The following is a 14,948-nucleotide window of genomic DNA, read 5'->3' as shown; positions in this document are numbered from 1 at the left end:
TGCGTTGTCAAAAACCTATGAGGAATGCGAGAAAATGTTGAAAAAAGCCCCTGTGCTTGCTGCATATTTCTACTCGCCCCATTACCTGTCGGAGTGGTTTGACGAGTAGCCCACCCGTTGTCCTTCAACGCGGTGGTTAAGTGCGTCTTAGCCATCTCACCCTAACTCTATCTACCAATAATAAAATTCTGTGCATAAAAACGCGCACTCACTGAGCGTGTGAATGACGCGCACAGCAACATCGACAGGTGAAATATGTTTCGCAAGTTATCTTTGGCTGCGGCCGTGACTGCGGCTGTATGCCCTTCGCTATCGGCGGCTGAAAAGCCCCTAGCCCCCGCTGAGCAAAATATTGAGCGCATCGACGTCACCGGCTCCCGCTTAAAAGGCGTGGATTTGGAAGGCGCACAACCGCTGACTGTGTTGGACCAAGATGATATCGCTCGCTCCGGCGCCGATAGCATCCACGACCTACTGAAAGACATTTCCCAGCTACGTGGGGGGACTGGCACGTTTTCCACATCTCAAAGTGGCGGTACCTCTAACTCCACTCCTGCTGGGCAATCAGCAGCGAGCCTGCGCGGGATGGGCCCGTCCTCAACACTGACACTGGTTAATGGCCGACGCATTGCGCCGAGCTCATTTGCAGCGGGCACGGAAAACTTTGTTGACGTTAACGCAATTCCGCTCGCGGCCATTGAACGTATTGAAATTCTTGCCACCGGTGCCTCGGCCATTTACGGCGCAGACGCTGTTGCCGGCGTTATCAACTACATCCTTAAAGATGATTTTGAAGGGTTTGAAGTCAATGCCTCATACGGCGACAGCTTGGCACAAAGTGATGAAAGTAAAACGCAAATTAATTTACTTTGGGGCACGCAACTTGGCAAAGGCAACCTCAGTGTATTCGCCGATTATTATCACCGTAATGCCTTTAAAGCGACGGATCGCGACTACACCAAAGACCCTCTCCTAGTCAGTGGCTATTCTTATTTACCCAAGCTCGAGAACACGCCGAACATTTATTATTACTCACAGCGAGATGGCTTAGAACTGCCTGCCCCTGGGTGTAAAACCGAGTTGGTAGAGACCGAACATGGCGAGCAAATATGTGCTTACTACGGCAATGAGGACGACTACCTCGATAGCCCATTTGAAAGCCTCGCCACCGGATTTACCTTTACGCAAGCCGTTGGCGATCTTAATTGGAAAACAGATTTTTTCTACAGCCATACGCAATCAACAGCCTACTCTTCGCCAGCGCCTATCAATCAAATTGATGACAGCGAAGGCCCTTATGCCCTTGAGCAAAGCCTGTTTATTTTTGACCATGCAGATGGCTCAAACCCGCTTTTAGAGCAGCTCTATATCGACCCCTTTGACACCGTAAATAATCGCCAAGTTTATGGTTTTGCCTTTGATGCCCGTTTTAGCGACCCGCGTACCGTCGAAGTAGAGTCGGATAACATGCGCTTGGTGAGTGAACTTGAAGGCAGCCTCGGTGAGTGGTTTTGGCAAAGTGGTATCACCCTATCGCGTTCAAAGTCAGAGCAAGTTGCCATTGCTGGCGTCTATAACCGCTTCAAGTTTCACGCTGCTTTAACCGGTGAGCTGTGCAGTGACGGACAAATTGCAAGCTACGATGGCACTACTTTAAACTGCGCAGGCGACGCGACATTACGCCAGTTTTATAATCCGTTTTTGCTCGGCGATAGCACCAATGATGCGACTTTGGCGTTAACACAACAACAACCCTCTCGCTCAGGTAAAAGCTCGGTTTATGCTTGGGATGCCAATATTAACGGTGAATTACTGCTGCTTGATGCGGGCGCAGTGAATGCAGCTTTTGGTGTCGAAGTTCGCCGCGAGGAGCTTGAAGACATCCCCTCTTTAGACTCACAAGCTCAGGCGCAAAATGACTATTTAGTGGATGTATTCGGTTTTGGCTCTAGCCTGGCCAAGGCCGACCGCACCCAGTGGGGGGCCTATGCAGAGTTCAATATTCCACTAAGCACCGAGCTTGAGCTGCAAGCCGCCGGACGTTACGATCATTTCGATGATTTCGGCAGTACCTTTAACCCCAAGCTTGGTTTCACCTACCGCCCCACCGACACTATGGTGCTGCGAGGTTCGTGGTCGACCTCCTTCCGCGCTCCGTCATTGACTCAGGCCGGCGTAAAGCTGCGCACGACCACCTCAACCTTTGATTGTGGCGCTAACCAAGCGGTAGCCGATTTATATTGTATGGGCGATGGCACCGAAGTAACGGTCAATTCGCTTGAGCTTGGCAACCCGGCATTAAAAGCGGAAGAGTCGCAGGCATTAAGCTTAGGTTTTGCATGGAGCCCAAGTGCCCAAACTAACCTCACCATTGATTACTGGCAGTTCAATCACGAGAAAGTCATCGATACCAATATGACGGCGGTACTCGACAGAGCACTAAGCGATGCAGCCTTACGTCATTGCAACCTAGTACCACAAGGGCAGCAAGGCATTGCCTACGATCAACAGCTGTGTGAGGTGACTGACGAACAAGGGCTCAACATTGAGCAACAAGGCGCTGACCTCTCTGAGATTCTTGACAATTATATTGCCGCTTTTGACCCCCGTGACAGTGAGTTATACCTGCCTTTATCTCGCGATCATGTGATCCCCTTAGAAAATACCGGCAGCCAAGATTTACAAGGCGTGGATATCAAATTCGATCATCGCTTTGCACTGGCCCAAGGAGATTTGACGCTGCGTTTTGACGCCACTCATTATCTCGAATACGAACGTAACCGCCCAGGCTCCGATGCCATTGAATCTTTAGTGGGTAGCTATCGTTACCCCGAGAATGTGGGCCGCGTCAGCTTAGCTTGGGATAGCGACAATTACTATATCGTTATAGGGGCCAACTATACTGACAGCTACAGCGACGATATCGATGGCCTGAGGGGTCGTGAAATTGACGAGTTGGAGGCGCTTGGCGCGCTCGATGCGCAAGGTGAGCGAGAGGTCGACTCATGGTTAGTGTGGGATCTCTCTGCTGGCTATGAGCTGAGCAACGCGCTCACCCTGCGCGTTAATATCGACAACCTCACAGATGAAGAGCCGCCTACAGTGTATGGCTCTGCCCGAGGTTTTGATGCAATAAATCATAACGCCCTTGGCGCTACCTATCGTGTGGGCATGACCTACCGCTTTTAATGGTCAGCGCCCAAAAATCAATAAGGGGCCGTGCGCCCCTTTGTCCTTTTATAAGTGAAGACTCATGACTAATCACACGCGTTTTTCTTTGCCCAATGCCAGCGTTATTTTGATGTCGGTGGCCTTGCTTGCCTATGCCAGTACCTGGTTTGTGCAACCTGGCTGGTTTGCTATGGACGCTCAGCAAACTACGGTCAGCTTGGCGCAATTCCAACAACAACAAACGCAGCTGCAATTGCCGTTATTTGCAAGTAACGGCGAAGTCGGCTTTGTGAATGTACTATTCGAAGGGCTCGTTGCTGGTGATAAATTTGGCGCTACCATTGGCGTCATGGCATTTATTCTTATTACCGGCGGGGCGTTTTCGGTTCTGATGCACACTGGCGCTATAAACCGCGCTGTTTTAGCACTGATCGGCCGCACTCAAAAGCTACAATGGTTATTTATTCCTGTTCTGTTTACATTGTTTTCTCTTGGCGGTGCCATATTTGGCATGGGTGAAGAGGCAATCGCCTTTTGCGTCGTGCTGCTGCCAATTATGAAGCAGCTGGGCTACAACGCTCAAACCACAGTGTTAGTGACCTATGTGGCAACACAAATCGGGTTTGCGAGCTCATGGATGAACCCATTTAGTATCGCCATTGCTCAGTCTATTGCTGAACTCGGCGTGTTCTCCGGTGCCCCCTTGCGGATGTTCGCATGGGGTTGTTTTACATTGCTGGGCATGACCTACACCTATCGCTATGCAAAACACAGTCGCGCATTACCCGCTGAACCTGCGCCGAGCACAAGTTATGCGCCTCTTTGTCGAGCTGATAAAACACTATTATTGCTGTTTGCCGGTGTCATTACCTGGGTGATTTGGGGAGTGACCTTGCACCAGTATTACATTCCGCAACTTGCTGGCCAATTTTTTACTTTGGCGGTGTTAAGCGCCATTGTTGCCAAGTTCATGTATCGCACCTCGTTTTCGCGCAGTGCAGAGATGTTTACCCAAGGAGCACAAGAGCTGCTACCGGCCGCCTTATTGGTCGCTTTGGCCAAAGGCATCGTGCTCTTACTCGGTGGCAATGAGCTCAGTGAGCCTTCGGTGCTAAACACGCTTTTGTATTACAGCGCCACCCTCTTACACGGCATGCCCGAAGCGCTGGCAGCATGGAGTATGTTGGTGTTTCAAAGCTTATTTAACTTCTTTGTCTCCTCAGGTTCGGGGCAAGCTGCGATCACCATGCCGATTATGGCCCCTTTAGGCGACTTGCTTAACGTTGGTCGGCAAACCGTGGTACTCGCCTTCCAGCTCGGTGACGGCCTGACCAATATCATTATTCCCACCTCAGCAAGCCTGATTGGTTGTTTGGGCGTGGTGAAGTTAGAGTGGGGCCAATGGTTTCTATTTATTTGGCGCCTGCAGCTTGCGCTATTTGCCCTCGCCAGCGTCTTTGTTATCGGCGCTCAATTTATGCAATACAGTTAAGTCATTATGATCACACTTATTAACAACGTTACTACTTACAACCCCGACCCTATGGGGCAACAGACTATCGCCCTGGGCGGCGAGCATATTCTCGGTATTGACCCTGATCTCACGTTCACCAGCTCTCTGCAGCAAACGGTCATAGATGGCAGCATGCTGATTGCCATACCCGGCTTTGTTGATTCATTAGTGCATATTTGTGGCGGTGGCGGTGAAGACGGTTTCGCCAGTCGCACGCCGGAGATGATGCTCAGTGATGCGATATCCGCCGGGATCACCACGGTTGTTGGCGCCCTTGGTACTGATTCAATCGGCCGCACACACAGTAATTTACTGGCTAAGGCTAAAGGACTCAAAGAAGAAGGGCTCAATGCCTTTTGCTATACCGGTGCGTATCATCTGCCAGCGCCCTCGCTCACCGGCAGTATTGAAAAAGACATTATGTTCATTGATGAAGTCATCGGTGTCGGTGAAGTCGCTATTAGCGATCATCGCGGCTCTCAGCTGGATGCGAAGCAGCTTAGTGAGCTGGCAGCACATGCTCGGGTAGCAGGTATGCTAAGTAATAAGCGCGGCACGATTAGTATTCATGTCGGCCCCAGTGACAGTCATTTAGCGCTCCTGCATGAGGTGGCTGCCCACTATGATGTGCCATTAAACCGCTTCTACCCCACCCATATGAATCGCAACCAGCAGCTGCTTGACGCCGGTATCGCCTTTGCCAATGCCGGTGGCTGGATAGATTTCACCGCCAGCACCACCGACTATGATCTAGCCCATGGCGAAGTCAGTGCGGCGCGCGCTTTGGCACAATGCTTAGCCAAGGGTGTTGAAAAAACTCGTTTAACTATGAGTTCTGATGGCCACGCTAGCTTGCCAGTGTTTGATGGGAACAACCATTTGGTGGGTCTTGAGGTCGGGCATGAGCGCTCGTTATTACTGGCATTTATTGAAGCAGTAAAAGAGCATAAGGTGGCATTTGCCGATGCGTTAAGAGCGATAACCAGCAACCCTGCAAACGCACTGGGTATACAAAAAGGTACGCTGGCAGCGGGGGGGTGTGCTGATTTAGTGTTGCTTGATAGCACTTCACTGCTGCCTCGGTGGGTGTTCGTGCGCGGTCAATGCATGATGGCCGATGGTGAGCTGATACGCAAAGGCCGTTTTGAATAGCCAAAGAAGCGGTTACCAACAATGAAAAAAGCGCCGAAAGGCGCTTTTTTTTAGTCACTGGCAGAAACGAAGCCTTACTTGTTCATTGCTTGAAGCAAGAACGCTGAGATTTTAGCCCCTTCGCGCAAGGTCGTCTCTGAGCTGCTTTTGCCTTCCAATGAACTGTCGGTGAAAGGAGCGATTTCCATCATGTCGGCACCCGTTATTGGAAACTCATCAGCCAGTGCGCCAAGAATAGAGAGTGCTTGTTGTGGGTTTAAGCCGTCGTCTTCGGGTGTGCCGGTGGCCGAGGCAAACTCAGCGTCCAAAGCGTCAATATCAAAGCTTACATACAGCTCGTCAACACCATCGTTGCGCAGTTGCTGAAGTACTTCGGCAATAACGGCTTCACAACCACGTTCATTGATTTCGTGGGCCCAGTGTTGCTTAACACCAAAGGTAGACTCCCAATGCTCTTTCGGCTTACCGCTTGAGCGAATACCAAACTGGATTAAATGCGCAGGGCTCGGCAAAAATTCTAGAATATGCGTACACCAAGAGCCAAAGCATAAGTCAATGCCCAAACGCTCCACGAGCAAATCAGTGTGCGCGTCAAAATGGATGATAGCCACTTTCTTGCCCTGCTCGCGCTTGGCTTTGAGATACGCTTTTGTCAGTGGGTAACTGATTGAATGGTCACCACCGATACCAAAAATGCCTTTTTCGGGGAAGTTTGCATAAAAATCAGTGCATACATCTTCGGTGATGGATAGCGGGCTAACATGGTAGTCGCTCTGCTCGTTTGCGTACAAGGCTTTTTGACAGTTGCTGATAGTGCCTTCGTTGAGGTACTTATCATGTAATAAGTGTGGGATCACACGAACATCACCGATATCGAACGCTTTCGCTTGCGGTTGCTGTTCAATTAATGTACTGCGAAGGAATAACGGGCCCCAGTTCGCACCACGTAAAATACCGCCACCACAATCAGAGCTGATCCCCAGCATAACTGCTTTGTGCTCGCTAGTGGGTAAATCTTGAAGGGATGATTTCCACAGTGGTTCAATGTTTTCAGTTTGACCGTAGAGCTTGTGATGCAGGGCCGCTTTGCGCTCTTTGGCGGTGTTAACAGTAAATACACCGTTACCTGGCGGGCACAAGCAGTGCTCAACTTTTTCTTGAAAATCTTGCCACTTAGCAGTCATGCTCTCTCCTCAATAGTTATGCAATTATATGGTGCTTGCAGAAAAATCGTGTTGCTGTACGTTGTTATCTTATTCTGTGTAGTCTGTACCTCGACACCAAGTTGCCTGTAAAACATAAAATCATGTTTTTAAAAGGCTTATTTAGTATCTATATACACCTTAGCACCCAAGGTAAACGATTAATATACAAGCTGAGTGAAGAAGTCAAACTTACGTGGAGGGGCCGCAAGCAAAGGCGTGACTGGCTATGCATAAAAGCTGCATAAGCCAGCCAGAAAGTTACTCGTAGCTACGCGGACGCTTGGTTTTAATAATAGCGATATAGCCGTGCCAACTGGCGTAACTGAGCAGAGGCATAATGACTATAAAGCCCGCAGTGCCGGTGATAAAGCCAAGCAAAACCAAAGAGACAATACAGACGCACCACACCACCATTGCACCCACATTGTTTCGCACTGCATTCATTGAGCTCACCACCGCAGTCATAATATCAACGCGACGTTCCATCATAATTTGCGGAGTAAAGGCAGAGATGGCGAATACACTTACCAGCAGCACGCCGCCAATAATAGAGCCTAAGGTTAGAAACGCGCTCAGCTCTTCCAATGTAGGGTTAACGGTGTTGGGATAAAGCGCATGCACCAAAGCGGCCAAGCGCATCCACACTATCATGACGACCATTAAGAGTACGGCAAAGCCCCACTCCCCTGCGGGGTTACGAAACATTGATTTGAGGCTATGGCGAAATGTTGGGGTGTGCCCTTTTTCCAGCTCCCACGCCACATCGTAGAGGCCGGCCGCAAAGGCTGGTCCAACGAGGGCAAAGGCGACAGCAGCAGGCAAAATGACCAAATGCGACTGGCTAGAATAAACAAAAAACAACAGCGCAGCGGGAATAGCGGTAAACACTAGGCCATAGACTAAGCTCAACAGCGGTGCCCGAGCCATATCTTTAAACGCTAACGCTAACCAATGTAAAGGAGCAAAGACGCTCACCTTGTTACACTCGAAGCAACGAGCAAATTCACTGCGGCTCGAAGCACTAGAAGAAAGCCCCATAATTTATCTCCTATGATACATTCAATTAACATCTAGTTGAGATCTACTCCGTTCGCAAGCTAGGGGATCACTTGTATCGGACATTTGTCCTTATTGGCATGGACCGCAACACCGCAGCATGGCACCTTTAAAGGCACTATTATGCGTAAGATAAATCAGAGGCTTACATGAAAAAAATGTTTCACCTTGGCATCACTAAAGAAGACATTGCAGGGGCAACCTTGGCTATTATCCCCGGCGCTCCTGAGCGTGCAGGCGTTATTGCAGAGCAGCTTGAGCAATCGCGCTGTCTTGCCAAGCATCGCGAATTTCACGTTTATTTAGGTCAGTTAGCGGGCCAATCTGTGGTGGTGTGCTCAACCGGTATTGGTGGACCTTCTACGTCCATCGCCGTTGAGGAACTCGCGCAGCTAGGCGTAGATACCTTTTTACGAGTGGGGACCACAGGAGCCATTCAGCCGCACATTGCTGTGGGAGATTTATTGATCACCCAAGCCTCGGTGCGTTTAGATGGGGCGTCGCACCACTTTGCGCCAGCCAACTACCCCGCAGTGGCCAACTTTGAAGCCACCGCCGCCCTAGTGAAAGCATGTCAGGATAGCGATATCACTCATCACGTTGGCATTACCGCATCCAGTGATACCTTTTACCCTGGGCAAGAGCGTTATGACACCCACAGTGGTTATGTTCCCACCCACCTTCAAGGGTCCATGCAGCAGTGGCAAGCGCTTAACGTGATGAATTATGAAATGGAGTCTGCCACCTTACTGACCATGTGTAGCGCATTAGGGCTGCGCTCAGCGTGCATCGCCGGAGTATTAGTCAATCGCTGTGAAAACGAGATACCCGACGTGGATATCTCGGCTGTTGAACAAAATGCGATAGATCAGGTTATTGCGGGAGCACAGCTGCTGCTTAGTAATTCGTAATTAAATTGCGCGTGCGGAGCAAGTTGAGCTAACACTGTTTTGCTTGCTCCAAGGTGTGATTTGTCCGCCTGCTGCTCCAATAAAGTCACCGCTGTAATAGCACTAAAATCGACTTCTTGATTGGCCAACACAATTTGGCTTAGCGCCGCTTGCATGGGTGAAAAACTAGGATTAAACGCGGCATTCTCCATATAACGGCCAAAATAGGTTGCGCCTTCATATTCAATGGCTACCGCCGCTTTCCCACCACTGTAAGGGGCATAGCTTTGCGCAAAATGGTGGTGTAATGAGCGGCTCTCATCATGATGGCTAGCAGCATTGCCCAGCAAGGGCTGCTCTACCCCCAAATCAACTGGACCAAAGGCTTGAGGCAACAATTCGTTCAAGGTCGTTGACTTATCACCTATGGTTATAGCGATGTTCTTCGCACCTTTGAACTCATTAATAAATTGACGGCAATGTCCGCATGGTGCGGCGCTGATATAGATGTGCTCAATCTCTGTTGCGCCGTGTAGCCAAGCATTATGCAATGCGCACTGCTCTGCATGGGTGGATACCTCTAACCCCAAGCCTGCTAGCTCAACATTTACACCGACTGCATAAAACACGTCACCTTGGCTATTTTTTGCCTTAACAAGAGCGGCGACATGAAATGACGAAATGGGCGCCACCGCCCATGTTTGGGTTTGCGCTAGCAGCCAATCGATGGTGTCTTTAAAAGAAGACCCCAGCGCCTGCTGAAGTTCTTTGAATTGCTGCTCAGAGGCGATACCGCCTTGGCGTTTTATTTCTGCGAGTAACCCTGTAACCTGCATGTTCAGGCCTGTTGTTATTTTTTGGGCTTGGGATACTAACCTAGCACGAAAGTGGGCGCAACCAATTACGTGCCTGCTCCTGGCAATCAAAGTTTTTCACCCTGACCCCAAGCTCTCGTACTTTTTGCGTCACCAGTTCATGCATAAAACCCTGATAACTAACCACCCGAGCAATAATAAACTGGCCGAGCAATGGCGCTAGCTTGTTGCACACATCAATGAACTCGTCCTTAGCATAAGCATGTTCAAATTCGCGTACATCAATTAACACCGCTTTCGCATTGTAACTATTGGCGAATTCAATAATGGCGTTGGCGTTATTTAACACATCAATTGATTGCGCTTTACCGCGCATGGTTGCGCAGACAATGTTTTCTTCAGCGCAATAACTTAAACTCGCAACAACAGAGTTGGCCATGTCGTTCTCTCTAATAAATACAGATACAACAAAGGCACAAGTTCGTTTGCACTAGGAGGGCAAAAGTGGAAGCGGCTCAGCCATCATAGCCAATGTATTGACCTTAGACCTGGAGCTTTGCGTGGAAACTCTTTCGAGCACCGTGCCTTTATTCTGAGCAGGCCATAATACGTAAATTAGAGCTTTTATTCAACTAAACTGAATAATCAGGAAAATGCTGGTGATCTTAAATTCGATGCTCAGAGATGGCATAATGTGGGAAGAGCCAAAAGCTTAAAAAGAGCTATTGACGCCATAGTCTCTTGTTATAAATAATTAACACTTAACAAAATGATCTGAATTGCTTATGTACATCTTGATATTCTGATAAATCATCGTGTTGTTATTACGACCGATCTTTTTCTTGGATTCTTTGGTGTTTACTGACCACTGTCCAAAAAACACAAAGTCTTCTCCAACAGTTAACGAATCAACTAGCTTAGGTTTTTTTAAGACTACCTGTACTACAGTTCGCTTTATCTCGCCTTTATCATTTGGCTGAACAAATGGTGAATGCAGTTCTGCCACATGGTATGGAAAGTTTTCCATTGGCTCATTTATTTTGTAAAGATTACCTGAGATAGCTAGTGGAATCGTATATTTTTCAGGACCGTAGTATTTGGCAAACTTTTCAATATTACTATCGTCAAAGAAGAACCTAGACCATGGAATTTTATTTCCTTTAAAATTAAGAACAATAAGTGATTTCAGTTCGTCGTCGTTCTCACATAAGGTTCTGATTTCTATAATTTGTTTAAGCGTGCGAAGATAGTTACTTAACTTTCCTTTGTTATTGAACGACTTATTACTTACAACACTTGAGCCCCATCCTTCGCTCACCTTCCCAACTTTGAACGCAGATAACTCTTGTAAAGCCTTGATTAAGATGTGCAGACGAAATTCAAACTTCTTTTCCGCTATGGCTTTAAAAACTTCAGATTCAGAAGACTTAGCGATAATGTTTAATGAACCAGCTATATTGTACTTGCAATGCTCAGCGTGTATTTCATGTGGTTTCAATCTAAAACAAGGAGGAATCTCAATGGTTTTAGATGCGCATTTACGATTATGCCTGCTAACAAAAGATAGGTTTGCTTCGCAACCTGAAGTCTCACAACAAATTTTAGCTTCATCAGTTCGCCTTTCGTAGGCAAGCACATCAATTTTATTGCCAGTTACCAACCTTGCTCTAGGAATTTTACTACCCACAAAACCTCCCATTACATAACACCATGCTAAACGGCACAAAAGGCTTGGCTAAAATTTGTGAGGAACGAACATAAGCCAAGCTTTTTGTGTCCGCCTTGTTAGCAGTACTAGATGCCCTAGCATAGATACGCCATATCCTTGATTTCTTCTTTCAATTGAACTGCGTCAGTTTCGAATAGCCCCTCTGGATTAGCCGCATAAGCATCACAGCTAGTGAACATTCGATCAAGAAGTCAACCTAGTCTAGGATCACACTTGTGTAGTACATCTGAGTCTTGAGTTTCACTCCACAGATTCATAAATGAAGTCAAGAATTTATCAGCAGACACTTTGTTCTCAATAAAGCTTTCAACTAATACTTTGAATTCATCTTCCATGGTTTGACGACTCATTTGTACTGCTAACGCCCTGTTAAGGGGTGAGCAGCGAAATACCGAAGCCGCCGCATACCACCTTAATCACTATAATCAACGCATAGTGAAAATGCCACGCATTGCGAATCCCTCTTGAACAGTTTGTTAGCTGTTTTTTTCGATGACTTTTTCTGTGTGCTTCATAACCTTAGCTGCAACATTGAATAGGTCACGCGCCGTAATTTCATATTTTTCAGCTATTTCAAAAATATTTGAAGCATCCCCTTCTCGACCAGAGCCAGGATCTGGGTAGCGACCTGCCCAGTATACAAAATGAGTTAGAGCCCTTAATACAGCTTTGTCCTTTTTTGATAGTGAGGGCACAAAATTTGCCAGCTCATGTAATCTATGGTGTCGAGTAGTTTTTTCTATTTTAAGATAGCCATCCACACCATGTTCAATAACCATCATAGCCTTAAGTGCAACTTCCAAGCTGTAGCCAACAAGCATTAAACCAACAGCACAAAATTGACTATCACATATCCCTTTAAAATTTAGCGGCATTGTTTCAAACTTAGGTTCAGATTTAAATATTGCTAAAGCTGCTTGTGTTAATGCTTCAGCTTGAGCCAACCACAAAACAGGACTTTTAAGATCTTCCATTTTCGGTTCAGCATAAGGGTGAAAATCACAACCAGTAGCAATCGCTTGCAACATATTCCACTTTAAATAACCTTGAGCACTGTAGCTAAACGGATCACTCTCAAATTGCCGCCTATTTGGTTGTAAAAAATCCATATTTACCTCTTAACTTCTGAGAACAGTGGTCTTCCCCATCAAAAGTAGACAGGTTATTACGCAAACCGTTGTTCATACTCCAGCGGGCTGAGATAGCCTAACGCTGAGTGACGTCGTTTGCGGTTATAAAATATTTCAATGTATTCAAACATACAGGATTTAACGTGTTGTATCGAGTGGAATTTCTCGGCATAAACCAGCTCAACTTTGAGACGACTGAAGAAGGATTCCATCACCGCATTATCCCAGCAATTGCTCTTTCGGCTCATGCTGATTATCGCACCTGATGAACGCACTAAATCCTGATAGGCCACCGCACGGTACTGCACGCCTCTATCTGAGTGAAGCATCAAACCTGGTTTAACCTCCCTGCGGGCCAGTGCCATGTTGAAAGCATCTGAAATCAGCTTGACCGTCATCGACGTGTCTAATGCCCAACCGACAATCGCCCTTGAGAACAGGTCCATCACAGCGGCCAGGTAAAGCCACTGGCCGCGAACACGGATATAAGTGATATCTGATACCCATTTCCTGTTGGCACGCTCTGTGATGAACTGCTGGGCAAGCACATTCCCTTCTACATTCGAGTTTGAATAGCTGCTGCGACTGTAACGGAACGCTTTGCCATTTCTTGCCTTGAGAGCCAGCTCTTGCATGATTTTAGCGACCGTATTGAGGCTACATCGAACACCGCTGGCATTGAGTTCATAGGTTAGTCTGGGCGCGCCGTAGCGTGCCTTAAAGACCTCATAAGCCTCTTTCACATGATGGGCCAACTCAGCATGTTTCTGTGCTTTATTGCTCGGCTTTCGGTTCAAGTAACGATAAAAGCCAGAGCGTGAGACTTTCAATGCTCTGCACATCAAGGTGATCCGGAACTGGCCTACATACTGCGCAATCAGCGCGTACTTTACTCCTGGCTTTTCGCAAAGTACGCGGCTGCCTTTTTTAAGAATTCATTTTCCTCTTTCAGGTCGTGTAGCTCGCGCTTGAGACGGCGCAGTTCCTCACTTTCATGTTTCGAGTAATCAACGCCTTGAACGGTATTAAATTGCTTGTCGGAAAGACGGTTGAATTGCCTACGCCAGTTATAAATTTGCTGGGCGCTGATCCCCAGCTCTTCGGCGACGGATTTGTTGGTATTTCCGGGTTGCTCCGCCCTTCGAACCGCTTCGCGACGAAACTCTTCGGTATAGGCCTGGGTTCTTTTCTTTTTAGTCATGAGACACCTCTTTTCTAACTATAGAAGGTGTCTACTTTTTTTGGGTAAGTCCTGCATATAACGCCCCAAGCAGGGGCAATAACATGTAGGCTATAATACGGAACGAAGTGACGGAAGCCTACGTGTTAGTGTCCCGCTGACTTGGTTTGTTATGTGACGTACCTTTTTTACCAACTACTTCAACACTGTCTAAAAACTTGTTTAATACTGATGTTGTAAAATCTACTCCAGGATGTCCGGGTATAGGGCTACTTAATTTGCCTTCTTTTGATGGTTTTGCAATGTAGTCAAAAGCACCTGTGGTTAATGTTTCCCTTACTTCTGTCTGATATCCATCCGTATTATTACTCCCTGCAACCCTAACTCTCATGAAACCAACTATATAGTGTTGAAGCCTTGCTGCTTCACCGATGTGGAGTCTGTAAACGGCCATAAGAATACTAAATGTAAGAGTATAAATAGCAAGGAATGCATAGAGTACCGTATCTGGTATTTGAAACTTCAAATCTGTGTTTGGCACTAATGCAGGATACATTAGCGAAAAGAATAAAATTGTAATTAAAGTTATTGTTAGTACCAATACTATTGATAAGATGCGTCTAGCAGATACTGAGTTCTGCTCCTCCATTTTAGAGCATCTTTCCATTGCATTTTCAATATTTTGGATTTCGTCTTCTATCTTCATAAGTTCCCTTTAGTCACATAACAGCTTATTAGCGTGCATTTCGGGTTAAGCCAAAATTCAAACAACAAAAAGTTAGTCGCACACTTTATATTTATAAGTAATTTCATAAAGTTACCAGAGTGGATTGGTAATGTCTAAGCAGTATTAGTTTGTGGAAAACGAGCATTGAGATATCCGAGCCTAAAATGGCACGATATATAAATATCGAACCTCAACACTTTCATAGGGTTAACTTTAATTTCTACTTATTCGAGCCAAAAACTGGTGTATATAACGAGCCTTATTTTACGTTCTTGGCCTATTTCTGCGCTGTTGAGCACCCGCGTTATTTATTTGCACGAGGAAAGTAGCCTCTTTGATGATCGCTCATCGCATTTGATTAGGTGTGAACTATGGCAGCT

General features: G+C 47.0%; 14 protein-coding genes and 1 riboswitch. Of the genes, 4 read left to right on the top strand and 10 right to left on the bottom strand.

Annotated elements, in window-relative coordinates; genetic code table 11:
* Positions 1–255 precede the first annotated feature (255 nt).
* The 3 genes from FIU82_RS16360 (at position 256) to iadA (ending at position 5,836) form a co-directional block, all read left to right on the top strand.
* On the top strand, positions 256–3,189 hold the full coding sequence (locus FIU82_RS16360; protein WP_152441631.1) for a TonB-dependent receptor: 2,934 nt from the start codon (positions 256–258) through the stop codon (positions 3,187–3,189).
* Between the two features lie 64 nt (positions 3,190–3,253).
* Positions 3,254–4,663: a putative basic amino acid antiporter YfcC gene (yfcC, locus tag FIU82_RS16355; protein ID WP_152441630.1), complete on the top strand. Its 1,410-nt coding sequence runs from the start codon at positions 3,254–3,256 to the stop codon at positions 4,661–4,663.
* A 6-nt stretch (positions 4,664–4,669) separates the two neighbouring features.
* The gene (gene iadA / locus FIU82_RS16350) at positions 4,670–5,836 is read left to right on the top strand and encodes a beta-aspartyl-peptidase (protein WP_152441629.1); all 1,167 of its coding nucleotides are present in this window, start codon (positions 4,670–4,672) and stop codon (positions 5,834–5,836) included.
* A 74-nt stretch (positions 5,837–5,910) separates the two neighbouring features.
* On the opposite strand, the gene FIU82_RS16345 is transcribed toward iadA, so the two are convergent.
* Positions 5,911–7,020, bottom strand: coding sequence for an arginase family protein (locus FIU82_RS16345; RefSeq protein ID WP_152441628.1), 1,110 nt, complete (start codon positions 7,018–7,020; stop codon positions 5,911–5,913).
* 279 nt (positions 7,021–7,299) lie between these two features.
* On the bottom strand, positions 7,300–8,079 hold the full coding sequence (locus FIU82_RS16340; protein WP_138548954.1) for a DUF2189 domain-containing protein: 780 nt from the start codon (positions 8,077–8,079) through the stop codon (positions 7,300–7,302).
* A gap of 167 nt (positions 8,080–8,246) precedes the next feature.
* On the opposite strand from FIU82_RS16340, the gene udp reads away from it, so the two are divergent.
* Positions 8,247–9,008 (top strand): uridine phosphorylase, encoded by a 762-nt coding sequence (udp, locus tag FIU82_RS16335; RefSeq protein ID WP_022944403.1) that lies wholly within the window; start codon positions 8,247–8,249, stop codon positions 9,006–9,008.
* Here the strand turns inward: udp and cdd are convergent.
* The 8 genes from cdd to FIU82_RS16290 form a co-directional block, all read right to left on the bottom strand.
* Positions 8,966–9,823, bottom strand: a complete 858-nt coding sequence (gene cdd / locus FIU82_RS16330; protein WP_152441627.1) for a cytidine deaminase — start codon at positions 9,821–9,823, stop codon at positions 8,966–8,968. The genes udp and cdd overlap by 43 nt on opposite strands.
* A 40-nt stretch (positions 9,824–9,863) precedes the next feature.
* Complete coding sequence (locus FIU82_RS16325) at positions 9,864–10,241, bottom strand: hypothetical protein (protein WP_022944405.1); 378 nt, start codon at positions 10,239–10,241, stop codon at positions 9,864–9,866.
* A gap of 67 nt (positions 10,242–10,308) precedes the next feature.
* A riboswitch (cyclic di-GMP riboswitch) is annotated at positions 10,309–10,398 on the bottom strand.
* Positions 10,399–10,556: 158 nt separating this feature from the next.
* A complete protein-coding gene (locus FIU82_RS16320; RefSeq protein ID WP_253946388.1) occupies positions 10,557–11,489 on the bottom strand; it encodes a hypothetical protein in 933 nt (310 codons plus the stop codon).
* Positions 11,490–11,722: 233 nt separating this feature from the next.
* Positions 11,723–11,866 (bottom strand): colicin immunity domain-containing protein, encoded by a 144-nt coding sequence (locus tag FIU82_RS18830; RefSeq protein WP_367648290.1) that lies wholly within the window; start codon positions 11,864–11,866, stop codon positions 11,723–11,725.
* 141 nt (positions 11,867–12,007) lie between these two features.
* Entirely contained in the window at positions 12,008–12,640 is a 633-nt protein-coding gene (locus FIU82_RS16305; protein WP_152441624.1) for a hypothetical protein, read from the bottom strand.
* Positions 12,641–12,696: 56 nt separating this feature from the next.
* Entirely contained in the window at positions 12,697–13,539 is an 843-nt protein-coding gene (locus FIU82_RS16300) for an IS3 family transposase (RefSeq protein ID WP_253946357.1), read from the bottom strand.
* Positions 13,540–13,550: 11 nt separating this feature from the next.
* Positions 13,551–13,862: a transposase gene (locus tag FIU82_RS16295; RefSeq protein WP_216651825.1), complete on the bottom strand. Its 312-nt coding sequence runs from the start codon at positions 13,860–13,862 to the stop codon at positions 13,551–13,553.
* Between the two features lie 118 nt (positions 13,863–13,980).
* The gene (locus FIU82_RS16290) at positions 13,981–14,547 is read right to left on the bottom strand and encodes a hypothetical protein (protein ID WP_152441623.1); all 567 of its coding nucleotides are present in this window, start codon (positions 14,545–14,547) and stop codon (positions 13,981–13,983) included.
* Between the last annotated feature and the right edge of the window lie 401 nt (positions 14,548–14,948).

Origin of the sequence: Pseudoalteromonas sp. THAF3, from assembly GCF_009363775.1 — a bacterium.
Taxonomy (GTDB): Bacteria; Pseudomonadota; Gammaproteobacteria; order Enterobacterales; family Alteromonadaceae; genus Pseudoalteromonas; species Pseudoalteromonas ruthenica.
The sequence above is the reverse complement of the archived record's forward strand: the minus strand, read 5'-3'. Positions and strand labels throughout refer to the sequence as shown.